The sequence below is a fragment of the Pseudomonas rhizophila genome, assembly GCF_003033885.1.
In the GTDB taxonomy this organism is placed as follows: domain Bacteria; phylum Pseudomonadota; class Gammaproteobacteria; order Pseudomonadales; family Pseudomonadaceae; genus Aquipseudomonas; species Aquipseudomonas rhizophila.
This window is the reverse complement of the sequence record NZ_CP024081.1, coordinates 1587666-1603896: the sequence shown is the minus strand read 5'-3', so window position 1 is coordinate 1603896 and position 16231 is coordinate 1587666. Positions and strand designations below refer to the sequence as shown.

The 16231-nt window shown below is 59.9% G+C and carries 17 protein-coding genes and 1 pseudogene; 8 read left to right on the top strand and 10 right to left on the bottom strand.

Annotated features, from left to right (window positions below; genetic code table 11):
* Positions 1–109: 109 nt before the first annotated feature.
* Together CRX69_RS07580 and CRX69_RS07575 are read right to left on the bottom strand one after the other, a co-directional pair.
* Positions 110–1384: a glycoside hydrolase family 68 protein gene (locus tag CRX69_RS07580; protein WP_107321798.1), complete on the bottom strand. Its 1275-nt coding sequence runs from the start codon at positions 1382–1384 to the stop codon at positions 110–112.
* A 506-nt stretch (positions 1385–1890) separates the two neighbouring features.
* Positions 1891–2349, bottom strand: a complete 459-nt coding sequence (locus CRX69_RS07575; RefSeq protein ID WP_047229458.1) for a GNAT family N-acetyltransferase — start codon at positions 2347–2349, stop codon at positions 1891–1893.
* A 254-nt stretch (positions 2350–2603) separates the two neighbouring features.
* On the opposite strand from CRX69_RS07575, the gene CRX69_RS07570 reads away from it, so the two are divergent.
* The 6 genes from CRX69_RS07570 to CRX69_RS07545 all read left to right on the top strand — a co-directional run bounded on the left by CRX69_RS07570 (position 2604) and on the right by CRX69_RS07545 (position 8513).
* Complete coding sequence (locus CRX69_RS07570; protein WP_107321797.1) at positions 2604–3227, top strand: CDP-alcohol phosphatidyltransferase family protein; 624 nt, start codon at positions 2604–2606, stop codon at positions 3225–3227.
* 10 nt (positions 3228–3237) lie between these two features.
* Positions 3238–4995, top strand: coding sequence for a bifunctional alpha/beta hydrolase/class I SAM-dependent methyltransferase (locus CRX69_RS07565; protein ID WP_107321796.1), 1758 nt, complete (start codon positions 3238–3240; stop codon positions 4993–4995).
* Positions 4995–6338: a phosphatase PAP2/dual specificity phosphatase family protein gene (locus CRX69_RS07560; protein WP_107321795.1), complete on the top strand. Its 1344-nt coding sequence runs from the start codon at positions 4995–4997 to the stop codon at positions 6336–6338. Before CRX69_RS07565 ends, CRX69_RS07560 begins: the two co-directional genes overlap by 1 nt.
* Entirely contained in the window at positions 6328–6783 is a 456-nt protein-coding gene (locus CRX69_RS07555) for a hypothetical protein (protein ID WP_107321794.1), read from the top strand. The genes CRX69_RS07560 and CRX69_RS07555 overlap by 11 nt, the downstream gene beginning before the upstream one ends.
* 175 nt (positions 6784–6958) lie before the next feature.
* Positions 6959–7579: a lysophospholipid acyltransferase family protein gene (locus CRX69_RS07550; protein ID WP_107321793.1), complete on the top strand. Its 621-nt coding sequence runs from the start codon at positions 6959–6961 to the stop codon at positions 7577–7579.
* Position 7580: 1 nt separating this feature from the next.
* Positions 7581–8513 carry a phosphatidate cytidylyltransferase gene (locus CRX69_RS07545; protein WP_047229452.1) on the top strand — a complete coding sequence of 311 codons (933 nt, stop codon included), beginning with the start codon at positions 7581–7583 and terminating at the stop codon, positions 8511–8513.
* Between the two features lie 154 nt (positions 8514–8667).
* Here CRX69_RS07545 and CRX69_RS07540 read toward each other — a convergent pair whose 3' ends face one another.
* From CRX69_RS07540 to CRX69_RS07510, 7 genes are all read right to left on the bottom strand, one after another.
* Positions 8668–9825: a glutathionylspermidine synthase family protein gene (locus tag CRX69_RS07540; RefSeq protein WP_047229451.1), complete on the bottom strand. Its 1158-nt coding sequence runs from the start codon at positions 9823–9825 to the stop codon at positions 8668–8670.
* Between the two features lie 12 nt (positions 9826–9837).
* Positions 9838–10557: a DUF1190 domain-containing protein gene (locus CRX69_RS07535; RefSeq protein WP_076383471.1), complete on the bottom strand. Its 720-nt coding sequence runs from the start codon at positions 10555–10557 to the stop codon at positions 9838–9840.
* Positions 10558–10575: 18 nt separating this feature from the next.
* Positions 10576–11004, bottom strand: coding sequence for a DUF350 domain-containing protein (locus CRX69_RS07530; protein ID WP_047229449.1), 429 nt, complete (start codon positions 11002–11004; stop codon positions 10576–10578).
* 15 nt (positions 11005–11019) lie between these two features.
* A complete protein-coding gene (locus tag CRX69_RS07525; protein WP_047229448.1) occupies positions 11020–11694 on the bottom strand; it encodes a DUF2491 family protein in 675 nt (224 codons plus the stop codon).
* Positions 11681–12718: an ion channel gene (locus CRX69_RS07520; RefSeq protein ID WP_107321792.1), complete on the bottom strand. Its 1038-nt coding sequence runs from the start codon at positions 12716–12718 to the stop codon at positions 11681–11683. The genes CRX69_RS07525 and CRX69_RS07520 overlap by 14 nt, the downstream gene beginning before the upstream one ends.
* 377 nt (positions 12719–13095) lie before the next feature.
* A complete protein-coding gene (locus CRX69_RS07515) occupies positions 13096–13794 on the bottom strand; it encodes a PspA/IM30 family protein (RefSeq protein WP_047229446.1) in 699 nt (232 codons plus the stop codon).
* Between the two features lie 24 nt (positions 13795–13818).
* On the bottom strand, positions 13819–14400 hold the full coding sequence (locus CRX69_RS07510; RefSeq protein ID WP_092394936.1) for a YjfI family protein: 582 nt from the start codon (positions 14398–14400) through the stop codon (positions 13819–13821).
* A gap of 486 nt (positions 14401–14886) precedes the next feature.
* Here CRX69_RS07510 and CRX69_RS07505 point away from each other — a divergent pair, with 486 nt between their 5' ends.
* Complete coding sequence (locus CRX69_RS07505) at positions 14887–15126, top strand: type II toxin-antitoxin system RelB/DinJ family antitoxin (protein ID WP_047230583.1); 240 nt, start codon at positions 14887–14889, stop codon at positions 15124–15126.
* Positions 15116–15301: pseudogene (locus tag CRX69_RS07500) on the top strand (type II toxin-antitoxin system RelE family toxin); the annotation flags it as partial. The gene CRX69_RS07505 and the pseudogene CRX69_RS07500, both read left to right, overlap by 11 nt.
* A 111-nt stretch (positions 15302–15412) precedes the next feature.
* On the opposite strand, the gene CRX69_RS07495 reads toward CRX69_RS07500, so the two are convergent.
* Positions 15413–16228 carry a YfaP family protein gene (locus CRX69_RS07495; protein WP_107321791.1) on the bottom strand — a complete coding sequence of 272 codons (816 nt, stop codon included), beginning with the start codon at positions 16226–16228 and terminating at the stop codon, positions 15413–15415.
* Positions 16229–16231 lie beyond the last annotated feature (3 nt).

Sequence of the window (16231 nt, the reverse complement as noted above, 5' to 3'; positions counted from 1 at the left end):
AATGGGGCTTGCGAGCAACGTCGCAATGAATCAGGCGGGATATCTCGATCATATCCACAACGATTTTGACATCGACCTCAAACCCGTTGCCTGAAACCCCTGCGTCGGTTTACTTGAGCGTGACGTCGAGCATCGGCGGGATGTAACCGTAGTCGTACTCGGCCACCACGAAGGTCTGCTGCCCTTTTATTTTCATGCCCACCGTGGGTGCCTCAGTGCCACCCACACGAATCTGCGTGCCGGTTTCGTCGGTCGGTACGCTGTCGATGAAGGAGGTCACCAGGCCGTTTGGCATTACATAGTGCGAGTAGGTCTGGAATGGCTGCGAGGACGGGTTGCCCAGCACCAGGCCGGAACCGTTCAGCGGCACGTAAGGGCCGAAGAGCGAGTCCGCGACGAAACCGTACACGCCGTCCGGCCCGGTCACGCCGTCGGCATAGGTGAAGGTATGGCTAATGGTGAACAGGTAGTACTTGCCATCCTGGAACACGAAGTGCGGGCGCTCGGTCTGGTCGTTTACGCCCACGGCGGTCAGCAGTGGCGGCAACATTTCCCAGTCGTCACCGTCCGCGTCGCGGGCTACGGCGATGCCAACGCAGGCGGTCTGGTAGCGCGAGTTGCCGACATCTTCATAACCTGGCGGCACATCGCCGATTTCTGCCTCTCCCACTTTATGTGAGCCGCGCTCACCGGCCACGTTACCCTCGAACAGCATGTACAGCTTGCCGTCTTTCGGGTCGCGGAATGGCCATGGGTCGCGGAAACCCCAGAAAGCGTTTTGTGCTTCGGTCTGATACATATTGCCGTCGGCCTCGAACAGCGGCTTGACCTTCTCGAAGCCGACCATGCTGACACCGTGTTCAGTGGTCACCACCCGACCGCGCACCTTGACGATGGTCGCGCCTGGGGTGACGGCGGTGTAATACAGGTCCACTTCACCGCGGTCGTTCAACAGGATCGGCGTACCGGCCCATTCGCGAGCGGTCGGCGAAACGCCTTCGGCCATCACACGGCCACCGAATTCCCAGTTCTTGCCGGTACGCGAAAACCAGTAGTACATCTTTGCCCGACCGTGACGATCGTTCCAATCGCGGAGGATGTCGTAGTTGCCGTCCTCATCGAGGTACTGCGGGTCGTTTGGATGACGATCGGCCGTCAGGGTGAAGATCACCGACCAGCCATCGACGGAGGTCACGTTACCGTCCAGGTCGCGCAGGGGCATGGTGTCCCAGATGAATACGTCGTTGTTCAGTACCGGGAAATCCGCGCGGACCAGCGGCTGAGTGGTGGTGGGGTCATCTGCCCGGACTTTCAACGCATCAGCGCGGGTCCAAAGGCTGGGTTGATGGGGTGTTACACCGAATTTTTCAGTGTTGGTTTTCATAAGGTAGTGCCTCGTCCATGAATGGATTCAAATAAATGACGCTTTAGAAATACTGTATGCACATACAGTGAAACCACCTTATAGAGGCTCACCCATGTGGGTCAAGCGAAAAAATGCATTTGTGCATATTTTGGTTTTTCTTGTAGCTGATACGTTTCAGCCATGAACGTTTGCAGAAGTTAGTTCCAGGGTAGATCGGCGACGTTGCCTGCACGCTCGGTGCTTTGAATCGCTGATTGGTGGAAGCGCGCGTAACTGCGCAATGGGAGGCAGTGCATAGAGGGAGCGGATTGCCGTGTTCTGCTCGTGAGGTGGTGAATCAGTGGCGCTGATGTTGACTGGTGTATCGCTATCGCGAGCAGGCTCGCTCCCACAGGGGATGCGCGAAATGACTGCTATGGCGGTGGGTCAGATGCTTGATGGGTGCTGGGGTTGTGTCGGGGGGTTGCCTATGCCCAGGATCCGCGTAGGAACAATCGACTCGCTGGTGTGCGGCCCGGCGGTGGCTACAGCTGCCGCGACATCAACCATTGCTCTTTCCCCCATGCCTCAAAGCGCTCCAGCACTTCCCAGCCAAGCCCGGTGTAGTAGTCGCGCTGGTTGTGGGTGTGCAAGTACAAGGTGGTGAATCCCGCTTCTCTGGCATGGTTGCAGATGCCTTCGATCAGTTGCGCGGCAAGGCCTCTGCGGCGGGCGGTTGGGGTGATGAAGACGCATGCCAGCCATGGGCCGAGTTCTGGTCGGTCGGGCAGGTCGTCGCTGGCCAGTGAGACGCCGCCTAGCAACTGGTCTTGCTCCGTGGCGATCAGGCATTTCCAGTGTCCATCACGTTGGCCCGCAGCGAACTCTTGCTGCCAACTGGCGAGGGATTGCTGGGCGAATTCATAGCTGAATTCCTGGTGAAGCCACTCGGCCATCTGGTCGCATTTGTCCATGTGGTTTTCGAGCCAATCCATTTGCGGCATTTGGAGCGTTCCTTATGTTTGGGACAACAGGGTGTTGACCTGTTTGGCTGATGAACCGCTATCGCGAGCAAGCTATGCTCCCACAGAGGCTTGTGGCAAGCCCGCTCCTACAGGGGTTCTTTATTCACCGGTGAATTCGTTGCCAGATGCCTACCCGCGCGCATCTCGAGAATTACCCCTCCAGCCAAACCCCAACTATCGTAATCTCGCAGCTGAACAAGCCCAGCCCCGTAACCGGCCGAGATTTCATTCCCATGCCCTCCATCTACCAGCTCAAACCCGCCTTCCAGAACCTGCTGCGCCCCATGGTCCAGCGCCTTTACGACAAGGGCATCACCGCCAATCAGGTCACCCTGCTCGCCGGCGTTGTCTCTGTGCTGGTGGGGGCCGTGGTGGCATGGTTCGCCAATCATCCGGGGGTGTTTATCCTGGTGCCGATCTGGATGCTTCTGCGCATGGCGTTGAACGCGGTGGATGGCATGTTGGCGCGGGAGTTCGGGCAGCAATCGCATCTGGGCGCCTACCTCAATGAGCTATGCGATATCATCGCCGACGCTGCCTTGATCCTGCCTTTTGCCCTGTTTGCCGATGCCAGTCTGTTGCTGGTGTTGTTGGTCACGCTGTTGGCGTTGTTCAGCGAATACGCCGGTGTGCTGGGGGCGATGGTGGGGGCTTCGCGGCGCTATGACGGGCCGATGGGCAAGAGTGATCGCGCCTTTGTGTTGGGCGTGCTGGCGACCGGGATTGCCCTGGGTTGGCTCGGGACACTCTGGGTTGATGGTGTGATGGCGGTGGTAGCCGCCCTGCTGGTTTATACCTTGGTCAATCGGGTGCGTCATGGCCTGAATCAAGTGACGGAAAACGCTCCCTCAGCATAAGGAAGTTGCAATGCGCGAAGCCCAGGAACTGACGTTTACCACCTTTGACGGCGTGGATTTGTTTTACCGGCATTGGCCGGCCGTCGATGCGGCGCCGGGTGAGCCTCGTCAGGCGGTGTTGTTGTTTCATCGGGGTCATGAACACTCCGGGCGCATTGCGCATCTGGTGGATGAGCTGGATTTGCCCGGGTTCGACTTCTTTGCCTGGGATGCACGCGGCCATGGCCAGTCGCCGGGCGCGCGCGGCGACAGTCCGAGTTTTGCCACCAGTGCGCGGGATGTGCAGACGCTTTGCGATCACATCGGCGCAACGCATCAGATCGACGAACAGAATATCGCCGTGGTGGCGCAGAGTGTCGGGGCGGTGATTGCGTCGACCTGGGTTCACGATTACGCGCCGCGCATTCGCTCGCTGGTGCTGGCGTCGCCGGCGTTCAAGGTCAAGCTTTACGTGCCTTTCGCTCGTCCGGGCCTGGCGCTGATGCGGCGGTTTCGCGGCAACTTTTTCGTCAACAGTTACGTCAAGGCGAAATTCCTCAGCCATGACCCGGAGCGGGTGGCGTCCTACGACAGCGATCCACTGATCACCAAGGCGATTTCGGTGAATGTGCTGCTGGGCCTGTACGAAGCCGCCGACCGCGTGGTGGCCGATGCCCAGGCGATTCAGGTGCCGACGCAGTTGTTGATCTCAGGTTCCGACTTTGTGGTGCAGCGCAAACCCCAGGAGCAGTTCTTCGAGCGGCTGGGCAGTGTGCACAAGGAGAAACACATTCTGCCGGGGTTCTTCCACGACACCCTCGGCGAGAAAAACCGAGCGCCGGCCATTGCCAGTGCCCGTCGGTTCATTCTGCAAAACTTTGCCCGCCCGCTGGACCGCCCTTCCCTGCTGGACGCTGATCGCCTGGGCGCGACCTGCGCCGAGTCCGAAGCCTTGGCGACGCCGCTGCCGCACAATTCGTTGCGCGACCTGTACTGGCGCATGACCCGCGCCAGCATGCGCTTTGGCAGCAAGTTGTCGGCTGGGGTGAAGTTGGGTTTCGACACCGGCTTCGACTCCGGCAGCACGCTGGATTACGTCTACCGCAATCGCCCCACCGGCACCTCGGCCCTGGGACGGATGATTGACCAGAATTACCTGAACTCCATCGGCTGGCGCGGGATTCGTCAGCGCAAGTTGCACGTCGAGGAGCTGCTGCGTTTGGCCATGGGCAGTTTGCGCGAGCAGGACCGCGAAGTGCGCATTGTCGACATCGCCGCGGGTCATGGCCGTTACATTCTCGAAGCGCTGCAAGGTGTCAGTCCGTTGCCGGAGTCGATCCTGCTGCGCGACTACAGCGACATCAACGTGCGGGACGGCAGTGCGCTGATTCTTGAGAAGGGCTTGGGCGATATCGCTCAGTTCGTCAAAGGTGATGCCTTTGATCGCCCGAATCTGGCGGCGCTGGAGCCCAAACCGACGCTCGCGGTGGTGTCCGGTTTGTATGAGTTGTTTGCCGATAATCAGATGGTCGGTGACTCCCTCGCCGGCCTGGCCGAGGCGGTGGAGCCTGGCGGATTCCTGGTCTACACCGGGCAGCCGTGGCACCCACAACTGGAACTGATCGCCCGCGCCCTCACCAGCCACCGCGCCGGGCAGGCCTGGGTGATGCGCAGGCGCACGCAGGCGGAGATGGATCAACTGGTGGAGGCGGCGGGTTTCCGCAAGATCACTTTGCGGGTCGATGAGTGGGGCATCTTCAGCGTTTCGCTGGCTCAGCGAGTGCAGTGATGAGCGCCGTCATCGCCCCGACCCGCGAGCCCGGCCTGTTGAAGCCGGCGGTGCTGTGGTTACTGCTGTTGGCGCCGTTGTTTTTCAGCACCTATGGCTTCGCCACTTGGGTGACGTCTCAGCGGGACGACGTGGGCAGCTTGGTGTTTGGTTGGGAAAGCTACATGCCGTTCATGGCCTGGACCATCGTGCCCTATTGGTCGATTGATCTGCTGTACGGCCTGTCCCTGCTGTTGCCCAACAGCCGCGAAGAACTCAAACGCCACGCCTTGCGTCTGCTCACGGCCCAGGCGATTGCGGTCAGTTGTTTTCTGATCTGGCCGTTGCGCTTCACCTTCGCCCGGCCGGAAATGGATGGGGTGTTCGGTTGGCTGTTCGACGTGCTGGCCGGGTTCGACAAGCCGTTCAATCAGGCACCGTCACTGCACATCGCGTTGTTGGTGGTGCTGTGGGTGTGTTATCAGCGGCACCTGCAAGGGCTCTGGCGTTGGCTGATGCACGGTTGGTTCGCGCTAATTGGCGTGTCGGTGCTGACCACGTATCAACATCACTTTATTGACCTGCCCACAGGTGCGTTGGCCGGGTGGTTGTGTGTCTGGTTGTGGCCGCTGGATCGGCCCAGCCCGCTGAAAAATGCGCGTGTGACCGCGGACCCGGCTCGTCTGCGATTGGCTTTGCGCTATGGTTTAGGGGCTGCGGCGTTTTTCGTTCCGGCGTTTGCCTTGGGTGGCGCGTGGCTCTGGTTGATCTGGCCGGCGGTGGCGGTGCTGGGGGTGGCGCTGAATTACCTGGTGTTCGGTGCCGATGGCTTTCAGAAGCGCGCGGATGGCCGATTGAGCCCGGCGGTGCGCTGGCTGTTGGCGCCTTACCTAGCGGCGGCGTGGATCAATTCCCGATGGTGGACGCGCAAGCATCCGCAGGCCGATCAGGTGGCCGATAACGTCTGGCTGGGGCGCATTCCCACGCCGATGGAATTGAAGGACAGTGCGTTTACCGGCGTGCTCGACCTTTGCGCCGAAATGTCCATGGACAGCACCGGCATCGCCTATCGCGCATTGCCGGTGCTTGACCTGACCGCGCCCAGTGCCGAGCAGTGCCTGGAAGCTGCACGGATGATCGAGAACCTTCGTCAGCATGGGCCGCTGCTGGTCTGCTGCGCCTTGGGTTATTCGCGCAGCGCCAGCGCTGTGGCCGCGTGGTTGTTGCACACTGGCCGGGCCGCCAGCGTCGATGCGGCCATCGTCCAAATCCAGCGGGCCCGCCCGCAGGTTGTTTTGCATCCGGCGCACCGTCGGGCGTTGGAACGGTTATCCACAAGCACGAGGAATGACCATGATCAGTGATATGGAACTCCACACGGTGGCGAGCCTGTTGCGCCGAGGTCACTCGTTGGATCAGCTTTCCACGGGGCTGACCCTGTTAGCGGCGCTGCTGGGGCTGGCTCAACTTTTGGTCGGTAGCGTCAATCCGTGGCTGCTGTGCTTTAGCGTCGTGATATTCATGCTTGGCGTGCTGCAAAAGTACTGGGCGCAGCGCGTGGCGTTTGATGCCGACCTGTTCCAGCGCATGGCGGACAGCACCCAATCGCTGGCCGAACGAACCTATACATTGGATCAAGCCCTCACCGCCCTCGGCCTGCAACCGGTCGAACGCAGCGGTCGCCTCTGGACCGAGCGCCGGCACGGCGCGTTGTTGCTGCTGCGCCGCCAGTCGTTGTTGCTGGCCACGCAAGTTGTCTTGACGCTGGGCTTGATCCTCACAAGTCCCTGGCTAACTTCAGGTATCTAGATAGCTTTTGTGGCGAGGGAGCTTGCTCCCGCTGGGCTGCGAAGCAGCCCCAAAACCAAGCACTGCGGTGTATCAGATTGATTGTGTTCAGCCTCTTGGGGGCTGCTGCGCAGCCCAGCGGGAGCAAGCTCCCTCGCCACAGTTACGCTTATGTTTCTCAGGACAAGGAATCCTCATGTTCGAACCCGTGGTCGCCAGCCTCATCACCTCCGCCGCCCGCATGCTCACGGGCGCTCGCAGCCTGTGGCTCGGTTGCGCGCCGCAACCGGTGCAGCGGATCTACTTCGCCAATCACAGCAGCCACGGCGACTTCGTGCTGCTGTGGGCCTCGTTGCCGCCGGCGCTGCGCAAGCTTACCCGGCCGGTGGCGGGCGCCGATTATTGGCAGACCAGCCCGCTGCGGCGCTACATCATCAACCGGGTGTTCAACGGCGTGCTGGTGGACCGCGAGCGCAAGGACCCTTCGTACAACCCTTTGCAGCCGATGCTCGATGCCTTGGAAAACGGCGACTCGCTGATCATCTTCCCCGAGGGCACGCGCAACCCGGAGGACGGCCTGTTGCCGTTCAAGAGCGGGATCTATCACTTGATGAAAAGCCGCCCCGAGGTCGAGGTGATTCCGGTGTGGATCGCCAACCTCAATCGCGTCATGCCCAAGGGTCGGGTACTGCCGTTGCCGCTGTTGTGCACCACCAGTTTCGGCGCGCCGCTGTGCATCGAAGAAGATGAAGGCAAAGAGCAATTCCTTGAACGCAGCCGGGCCGCGCTGCTGGCACTGGCCCCGGAGCACGTCTGACATGGATAGACATACCCTGATGCTGTTTAGCGGGATCGGCGCAATTCTGCTGCTGGCCTCCGTGATTGGTTTCATTCTCAAACTGCGGACAAAAGGCGCGCCGAATTCGGTCATCGATAACCTCAACGCACGGATCAACGCCTGGTGGGTGATGGTGCTGGTGATCGGCACCGCGTTCTGGCTGGGCAACGCCGCGGTCATCCTGCTGTTCTACGCCGTGTCGTTTTACGCCCTGCGGGAATTCCTGACCCTGACACCGACCCGACGCAGCGACTACCCGGCCTTGGTGGCGGCGTTTTACCTGGCGCTGCCGCTGCAATACCTGCTGATTTATTTTGATTGGTACGGGCTGTTTTCGATCTTTATCCCGGTGTACGTGTTCCTGCTGCTGCCGATCCTGGCGTCCCTGGGCGGCGACAGCACGCACTTTCTGGAGCGCGCTTCCAAGGTCCAGTGGGGGCTGATGATCGCGGTGTTCTGCATCTCGTTCGTGCCGGCGCTGCTGACGTTGGACATCGCTGGTTTCGAAGGGCGCAACCTGTTGCTGATCGCTTACCTGGTGATCGTGGTGCAGTTGTCGGATGTGCTGCAGTACGTGTGCGGCAAGTTGTTCGGCAAACACAAGATCGCCCCGAACCTGTCACCGTCGAAAACCGTCGAGGGTTTTGTCGGCGGCATTCTGCTGGCTTCGCTGATCGGTGGCGCGCTGTGGTGGATCACGCCGTTCAATCCGTGGCAGTCGTTCCTCATCGCCTTGCTGATCAACTTGCTGGGGTTTGCCGGTGGGATTGTCATGTCGGCCATCAAGCGTGACCGTGGCGTCAAGGATTGGGGGCACATGATCGAAGGCCACGGCGGCATGCTGGATCGGTTGGATTCGGTGTGCTTCGCCGCGCCGATCTTCTTTCATCTGGTGCGGTACTGGTGGACCTGAAGAATCTTTGGTGAACACCTGACCTGTGGGAGCGAGCCTGCTCGCGATAGCGGAAAGTCAGTCGACATTGATGTTGGCTGATCCACCGCCATCGCGAGCAGGCTCGCTCCCACATGGGATTCTCGTCGCTTGATCCTCGATGGACTGATCGCAATCAGTCGAGAATCAAATGCGGCAGAAACCGGCTCGAATCCTTGGTGATCAGGCTGTTGTCTTCCCGCACGCCAATGCCGGCGGCCTGGTCGCCGATGACCCAGGAGCCGATCAATGTGTAGCTGTCGCCAAACTTCGGCAACGGGGCGAATTCCTGGAGGATGAAGGGGGCGTCGGTGTAGGGGCCGTCTTCTTTGACGATCAGGCCATCAGCGGTTTGCAGCTCGATGTTGGCGCCTTCCCGGGAAAAGAACGGTTTGCGTACCCAGCCCTTGGGTACGGCTTTGCTCGAGTCAGTGTCGAGATGGGCTGCGAGCAGGTTCGGGTGACCTTTGTTGAATTCCCACAGCAACGGCAGGATGCCTTTGTTGGAGATGATCGATTTCCAGGCCGGCTCGAAAAACTGCGTGTCGCTCTGGGCAATCGCCGCACCAAAAGGCTCGTGGAAGATGAACTCCCAGGCATGCAGCTTGAACAGGTGAGGGATCCAGCGATCTTCCAGATCGACGAAACGGCCTTCGCCTGTAAGGCCGATGTCCTCGATATCGATGTGCCGCGATTCGATGCCGACTTTTTCCGCGATCAGGCGTAAGTAGTCGGTGGTGCCCTTGTCTTCGATCGAGTCTTTCATCGACGCAAAGTAAAAAGGCTGCTTGAGTTGCAGTTGGGCAAAGACCTGATGCAGCTTGGTGTCGATGCTGTTGAACTGGTCGGCATGCCCGGGCAACAGTCCGCGCTCGATGCATTGCTCCAACCAGCCCCACTGAAACGCCGACGCCTCGTACAGGCTGGTCGGCGTGTCGTAGTTCAGTTCCAGCAGCTTGGCGGGGCCGCTGCCGTTGTAGGAGAAGTCCATGCGCCCATACAGGTGCGGATGCCCTTCGAGCCATGAGGTGCGAACCATGTCGAAGAACGGCGCGGGAATGCTCAGGCGCTCCAGCAGCTCCTCGCTCTGAACCACTCGGGCCACCAGGTCCATGCACATCTCATGGATCTCGGTGGTCGGGTCCTCCAGATCGTCTTCGATCTGCTTGAGCGTGAACTGGTAGTACGCGCTCTCGTCCCAATAGGGTTCGTCGTCGATGGTGTGGAACAGAAAGCCGAGACTCTCGGCGGTCTGTTTCCAGTCATGACGTTCGGCGCAATGGACTTTCTTCATGACGCGCGTTCCTTAACTGCTCGATCGCCCGGAGCTGCTCGAGCCGCCCCAACCGCTGCGGGCGCTGGCTTTGCTGCCGAAACCGCCACGGGAGGTGGAGGAAGCAACAGAGATCGGCTTGCTGGCGGACCGGACCGTGTCGGTGTAGTTGCCATACCTCGCCTGATTGGACTTGGTAAAGGTCGAGCCTTTGGAAATCCGCTGGGCGAGTGTTGAGGACGCGTAGTTGCCGCGATCATCGCGATAGCGGTAGACCGGTTGGGAGTAATAGCTGTTGCGGTTGCTGCTCAGCATGTTGCCGATCAGCAACCCGGTCAGCAGGCTGGTGCCGGAGAACCCTGAGCCTTGCGCATTGGCTTCGGAGGCCGGCAGTTGTGCCTTGGCCGCGTCCACCTGGGCTTGGGTAACCTGGCCATCGGCGGTCAGTTCGAAACCACCCAGCCTGGGGATGAACTGGCCGGTGGAATCCTGTTGGCACCAATCGGCAACAAAGTCGGCATCGCAATCGGCCTGGTTGCTGTACGTCGGTGCGATGCGGCGATGCTCGGCCATGGCGGTCATGTAGGCGTCGGAGCACACGTCTACCGGGAGTTTTTCATCGGCACATTGCTGCACGGACTGGAAGTTGTACTTCTTCTGTACCGGGTAGGTTTTTTCCGTCGGGCCGCAGCCTGATATCGCCATGGCGACCGACGCGGCCAGCGAGAGCTGAACGTACTTGCTTCGTTTCATGGGATCTCCGTGGCGCAATCAGTTCTGGGAAGGCGTCATGCACGCGGCGTTCAACATGCCGACGCTGATGGCCACTGCCGCGATATAAATACCCGCGGCGAGCTCACCCTTTTTAATGCGTTCAGAGGCGCCTTTGAGCACCAGGCTGGTCACCAGGAACGCCAGCAGTTGCACGAACGCTGCGATCACGGCCCAGACGACGAAGTCCAGAATGCTGACGGAATAGGCAATCACATTGCTGGCCGGAATGGCGAAACCGATGATGGCGCCGCCCAGCGCGATGGCGGCGGCCACGTTGCCCGAACGGATCAGTTCGAATTCCTTGTGCGGCGTGATCCGGGTGTAGATGAACTGGTACAGCGCGAACAGCACGGCCGCACCGAGGATGTACAACACAAACCCGAGCACGGCGGCTTTGTTCAGGGAAATCGAGAGCGCTTCAAGCATGGACTTCTTCCTTTTTTAAAAAGTGTTCAGGTCAGTGGTGTACAGCGAAATGCCCAGCGACGTGCTCAAGCTGATGGTGCCTTCGGCATCTTCTTCGACGGAAAACAGCAGGAACTCCCGGCGATCGGTCAGGCCAGTTTCGCGGGCATACAGCATTGAGCGGTGCTCGACGCTGTAGGACTCATCCGGATTGCTCACGCGCTCGCTCAACGCCACCAGTTCTGTCTGGCCTTCCTCGGTGCCCCATTCGCGGCTGTACTCGACACCGTCGTGGTTGTAGGTCGGCAGGCCGATCAGGCTTTCGGGCCCGGCCAGGCGTCGCAACTCCGCTTCGCTGTTGAGGGTGACGTAACTGAGGTAATTGAACAGGATCACCGACTCGACCTGCCCGGCGACATCGCCGCTGGTGTGCACTTGCAGCCAGTAGTCCTCGTCGTTCATGTAACAGCGCGTCAGCCAGTTCGATTGCCCGAGGTCGACGATGCCGGTGCTCCAGATCTGCTGGGCATCCGGGATGACCACGCCGGTGTTGCCGTCGAGCAACAACTTCAGCGTGCTATCGAACCTGAGTTCTTTGCCAGATGCCAGGCCCAGCGGCCCGACGGAGGCCGGGATTGGGTTGGCGACCCATTTGGAGTCCTTGCCCGAGTTCGGCGCCTCCATGCCCATCAACCGTTTAAACCAGCCCATTGGAGATTTCCTTGAGACGCGCGGAGGCGATATAGAAGAGGTCGCCGCCGCCCCCGACCCGCGTGTCGCAGGGCGGGTTGATCGACGGGTGCCGGGCGCCTTTGGCGCGGTAGCCGATGAGAATGGCGTTGTGGTGTTCTTTCATCTGCACATACAGATCGCCGAACGCGGCATCAAACGCTTCGGGCAGTTTCATCAGGTACTGAGTGGCGCCCTCGCCCACGCAAAGCAATTCATTGATGACCACTGACGAACCCGGATCCTGTGAAGCACGCACCAACATCTCAATGGCCATGCTGGAGGTGCATTCCAGGCTGGGCGCGTAGGCGCTGGCGAGGGCGGCCACTTCACTGTCATTGAAATGGGCGACCACATGCCCGACCGGGTTCAGTTGATTGACCGCCAGCACGGTGGACAGGGTAAGGTCGTCTGAGTGGGTGCGCACCAGGACGCGTTCGGCACCCGGCACACCGGCACGCTGCAAAAGTGCGACAGAGGACAGGCTTTCACCTTTGATAAAAGTCGTCTTGCCGGGCATGGGGTTTTCTTCAAGCACGCAATCGCAGATGACAATCAGGTTGTCGTTGGACGTCTCGTCCTGCAGGAGCAACTCGATGACCCGTTCGCTGGAGGCGCCCTCCCAGCCGATGAGAACGGTGTGGCCGGTCTTGCCGGTGAAATCGCCTTTGCCCTTCATGCCTTTTCTCCATACATCAATGACGCTGCTGGTGGTTTTGCCGATGACCGTCGTCAACAGGGCAATGCCCCCGAGCATGATCCAGGTGGCCACGAAAATTCGCCCGCCGGATGTCTGTGGCAACAGATCGCCATAGCCGACGGTGAGCGTGGTGGTGAGATAGAAGTAGATAAACGTGGCGGCAGCGATGAGGTGCTGTTCGCCCAGAAGCACCAGGCCGATCCAGGCGATGGACAGGTGTACGCCCAACGCAATGGCCAGGCCCGCCCAGCCGAACCGATGGAAGAAGGACGAGGCGTAGGTTCGCAGCAAAAGGAAAATCGACATTTCGTCCCTGACTCCGTGGGTTCATTCCTGGCGACGTCATCGCACGGGCAGCGGAGTGCTCAAGTGCGGTCACGGGGCAGCATTAAACCTGCTGCGCGGCGTGGATAGAAGAGCTTTGGTGACAATAAATCCGGGAATTTTCAGGAAAACAGGACTAAGACACAAAACCTGAAGCTGAACACAAAACCCTGTGGCGAGGGGATTTATCCCCGCTGGGCTGCGGAGCAGCCCTGAAACCTGACACCCTCGGTGTGTCAGCTGGGTCGAGCTCGCTGTTATTGGGGCTGCTTCGCAGCCCAACGGGGATAAATCCCCTCGCCACAAGGTCTGTGCCTGGCTTGCCTTGGCCGGTCCTCACCAAGGCAAAGCCCAGCCGATTACTCCGCCGATTTTTTCTTCAGGCGCTCCAGAATCGCATTGGCGCTGCCTTCGTTCGGCGTGATGCCGGCATCGCGCAGTTTGCGCTCCAGGTCGTTGCCGGTCGAAGCCTCGGCCAGTTCGTCCTGGGCTTGCAGTTCAGCGGCACGTTGCTGTTGCTTGGCCTGCAGGCGGTTGAGCGTACCGACGGCGGTTTCCAGCTTGCCATTGGCGCCGCCGCTGGCAATCGAAGCACTGACCTGGGCTTTCTGCACGCTCTCACGGGCCTTGGCCATGTCCACTTGCTGACGCAGGCTTTTGATGCGGTTCTCGGCCTTGACGATGTCCTTGCGCATGTTTTCAGCGTAACCACCGAACTCGGTCGCGTGCTTTTGCTCGGCGTCCAACTCAGAGGTCAGGGTCGAAATGGCTTCGGCCACTTCCAGTGCCAGGTCTTCACGGTTGGCCTGGATGGCCGCCAGCGCCTTGGACTCCAGGTCCTGGATCTTGGCGTTGTACTCGCTGACGCGGTCAGTCGACAGTTTGTGTTTGGCCATGATGGTGACCAGCTCACGCTTAGCGTTGGCCAGCGCGCTGTCGGCATCGCGAATTTCCTGGTCGAGGATGCGCAGGGCCTGTTGATCGACGATCGACTCGCCGACTTCGTTGGCACCACCACGCAGCGCGGTGAACAATTTGCTCCAGATGGACTGAGTCATTGGATATTTCCTGTTCCCGAAAAATTAGATGAAGAAACGTTCGAAGGCTTCGCTGGCGCGCTGGACGTTGTCGACGAGGGTTTTGACCTCGGTCACGACGTTGGTCAGGCTGGAGTCGGAACTCAGTGCGCCAAACATGTTGTAGACAATCTGCCCGTTGGGCATGGACTCGATACCGATCGAGGACAGCGGGAACATTTCCCGGCTGCGCAGCACGGCATCATTGAAGGCCGCGACGTCGTTGATCGATTCGACATCCACCAGAACGGTGTCGACGATGATCTGATCACCCACCACTGCGATGTAAATCGGCAAGCCGCCAAAGTCGTTCATTTCCAGCTTGATGCTGGACTCGGAGCCTTGAACAAGGGAAAGCGTGATGTCGTTCGCCACCACTTCGTCGAGGGCCTGAAGGGCACTGAAGAGGCGATCAATGTTCCAGTTGTTACCTGCGCTCATGTAATTCTCCGACATGAATGAGCCAGCCAGAATCGGTTGGCGTAGCTGTTTCTCCATCTGCTTGAGCAGGCTCCGGTTTTCGGGAAGCACCCAAGTTTCGTGTTTCACATACCCGGCGGCACTCAAGCCCGCGCGCATCTGCTTCATGTAAAAGCTGGATGGTTTTTTCACGGACGGTTTCGAGCGCTCTCCCTTGCGGCTCGCTGAATCGGTAACAGACCCCGCAGGATCTGTTGGAGAGCGGCTGTTCATGGTGCTGACCTCACTGCGAAAAAACTCACGCGTGAGAAACACTACAGGGAATACCCAGGCCCCTCAATAGCTCACGCGTGAGATTTTTAATTGTCACAAACCACGGACACCCCCTGTGGGAGCGAGCCTGCTCGCGATAGCGACAGCACGTTCAGCATCAGGGTGTCTGACACACCGCCATCGCGAGCAGGCTCGCTCCCACACTGTTTTGTGGTGGTCACAGCGGCGAGGTCAATCACAACTCCCCGGCTCCCGGATGAATTTTGTCTCACTCAACAAGGGGCCGATTCGTCTGAAAACAGCTAAACCCGCAAACCAAAGGTGCCGGACGGGAGGAGTAGTTGCTAACGTAACGCCAAACGTCATTACAGGTATTACTCCATGGCTTCCATCAACATCCGCATTGACGATGACCTTAAGCGGCGGTCATTTGCCGAACTGGAAAAGCTCGGTGTTACGCCTTCCGAACTGCTACGCCAGACACTTCAATACGTAGCGGAGCGAGGCAAGTTGCCTTTCAAGGCCGCGTTAATCAGTGAGGAAGATGAAGCGCTCATTGCGGTGGTCACAGAGCGCCTCGCCAACCCTCAACGAGTGAAGGTCAGCCTGGATGACCTATAGCCTTGAATTTGATCGACGTGCATTGAAGGAGTGGAACAAGCTAGGCGAAACACTGCGACAGCAGTTCAAAAAGAAGCTCATCGAAATTCTTGAAAACCCTCGCGTCGAAGCCAACCGACTCCGACAACTCCCCGACGTGAGATTTCTAATTGTCACAAACCACGGACACCCCCTGTGGGAGCGAGCCTGCTCGCGATAGCGACAGCACGTTCAGCATCAGGGTGTCTGACATACCGCTATCGCGAGCAGGCTCGCTCCCACACTCACAAACGACTCTGGCGCTGCCTTAGGGGTAACTGAAGCTCTTGACCAACATCAACTCCCCCGCCGTGCGCATCGGTACCACGAAGGTTTCCATCTTCTCGCTTGGCGTGCCCTCTTCGGTGATGACGGTGATCTGCGCCGTGGTCAGGGCTTGTGCCGCATGTTGCTCGCCGTCCTCGTCACTGCGGTAACCGCCGCCGTAGTAGTTCACGTACACCAGGTACTGGCCTTTGATCGGCGCGGGCATGGCGATGATTTCCGGGCCGTAGCCGGTGGTGACATCGACGTCGAGCGCGGCGCCGTTGGGGACGACGCGGTCGCCGTACCAGATGTGGGCGCCGTCCGGGGTGACGAGGTGCAGGTCCAGGTCGGTGCCGTCGCTGTCCCAGGTCAACAAGACCCGCAGCTTGGCCGGGGTGGCGCCGCCGCTGGTGTTGAGAAATTGCGTACGGTGGCGTTGCTGGCCGTCGGGGCTGCGCACTTCGATGCTGTTGCTGCCATTGGGGAACGAGAACGGTCGGTCGAAGCGCCCTTGCGGGTCGAGTTTCAGCGGCAGGGTCACGCCATTGATGATGAGTTTGCCCGGCTCGTTACTGTCCTTGGGCGTGCCTTTGATCTGGCCGCTGATGCGGGCGGTGTTGGCCTGGCCCTGAGGTGTGTTGACCGAAGAAGCCGGGTAGTTGACGGTCTGGCTGAAGCTCTCGCCTTCACCGCCCGGCGCACCGCTGCGCCAGCCGCCGACCGGGGTGTCGAGTTTGATGCCCTCGCCCGCAATGGCTGGCGGCAACACGGCCAAAGCGCAGAGCAACAGCAAGGCCTGTGGATAACGGAGTGTCATGGT

What these genes read in the sequence shown, in the direction of transcription:
- CRX69_RS07580 (WP_107321798.1), bottom strand. Translation starts at nt 1,384, where the DNA reads ATGAAAACCAACACTGAAAAATTCGGTGTAACACCCCATCAACCCAGC.
- CRX69_RS07575 (WP_047229458.1), bottom strand. Translation starts at nt 2,349, where the DNA reads ATGCCGCAAATGGATTGGCTCGAAAACCACATGGACAAATGCGACCAG.
- CRX69_RS07570 (WP_107321797.1), top strand. Translation starts at nt 2,604, where the DNA reads ATGCCCTCCATCTACCAGCTCAAACCCGCCTTCCAGAACCTGCTGCGC.
- CRX69_RS07565 (WP_107321796.1), top strand. Translation starts at nt 3,238, where the DNA reads ATGCGCGAAGCCCAGGAACTGACGTTTACCACCTTTGACGGCGTGGAT.
- CRX69_RS07560 (WP_107321795.1), top strand. Translation starts at nt 4,995, where the DNA reads ATGAGCGCCGTCATCGCCCCGACCCGCGAGCCCGGCCTGTTGAAGCCG.
- CRX69_RS07555 (WP_107321794.1), top strand. Translation starts at nt 6,328, where the DNA reads ATGATCAGTGATATGGAACTCCACACGGTGGCGAGCCTGTTGCGCCGA.
- CRX69_RS07550 (WP_107321793.1), top strand. Translation starts at nt 6,959, where the DNA reads ATGTTCGAACCCGTGGTCGCCAGCCTCATCACCTCCGCCGCCCGCATG.
- CRX69_RS07545 (WP_047229452.1), top strand. Translation starts at nt 7,581, where the DNA reads ATGGATAGACATACCCTGATGCTGTTTAGCGGGATCGGCGCAATTCTG.
- CRX69_RS07540 (WP_047229451.1), bottom strand. Translation starts at nt 9,825, where the DNA reads ATGAAGAAAGTCCATTGCGCCGAACGTCATGACTGGAAACAGACCGCC.
- CRX69_RS07535 (WP_076383471.1), bottom strand. Translation starts at nt 10,557, where the DNA reads ATGAAACGAAGCAAGTACGTTCAGCTCTCGCTGGCCGCGTCGGTCGCC.
- CRX69_RS07530 (WP_047229449.1), bottom strand. Translation starts at nt 11,004, where the DNA reads ATGCTTGAAGCGCTCTCGATTTCCCTGAACAAAGCCGCCGTGCTCGGG.
- CRX69_RS07525 (WP_047229448.1), bottom strand. Translation starts at nt 11,694, where the DNA reads ATGGGCTGGTTTAAACGGTTGATGGGCATGGAGGCGCCGAACTCGGGC.
- CRX69_RS07520 (WP_107321792.1), bottom strand. Translation starts at nt 12,718, where the DNA reads ATGTCGATTTTCCTTTTGCTGCGAACCTACGCCTCGTCCTTCTTCCAT.
- CRX69_RS07515 (WP_047229446.1), bottom strand. Translation starts at nt 13,794, where the DNA reads ATGACTCAGTCCATCTGGAGCAAATTGTTCACCGCGCTGCGTGGTGGT.
- CRX69_RS07510 (WP_092394936.1), bottom strand. Translation starts at nt 14,400, where the DNA reads ATGAAGCAGATGCGCGCGGGCTTGAGTGCCGCCGGGTATGTGAAACAC.
- CRX69_RS07505 (WP_047230583.1), top strand. Translation starts at nt 14,887, where the DNA reads ATGGCTTCCATCAACATCCGCATTGACGATGACCTTAAGCGGCGGTCA.
- CRX69_RS07495 (WP_107321791.1), bottom strand. Translation starts at nt 16,228, where the DNA reads ATGACACTCCGTTATCCACAGGCCTTGCTGTTGCTCTGCGCTTTGGCC.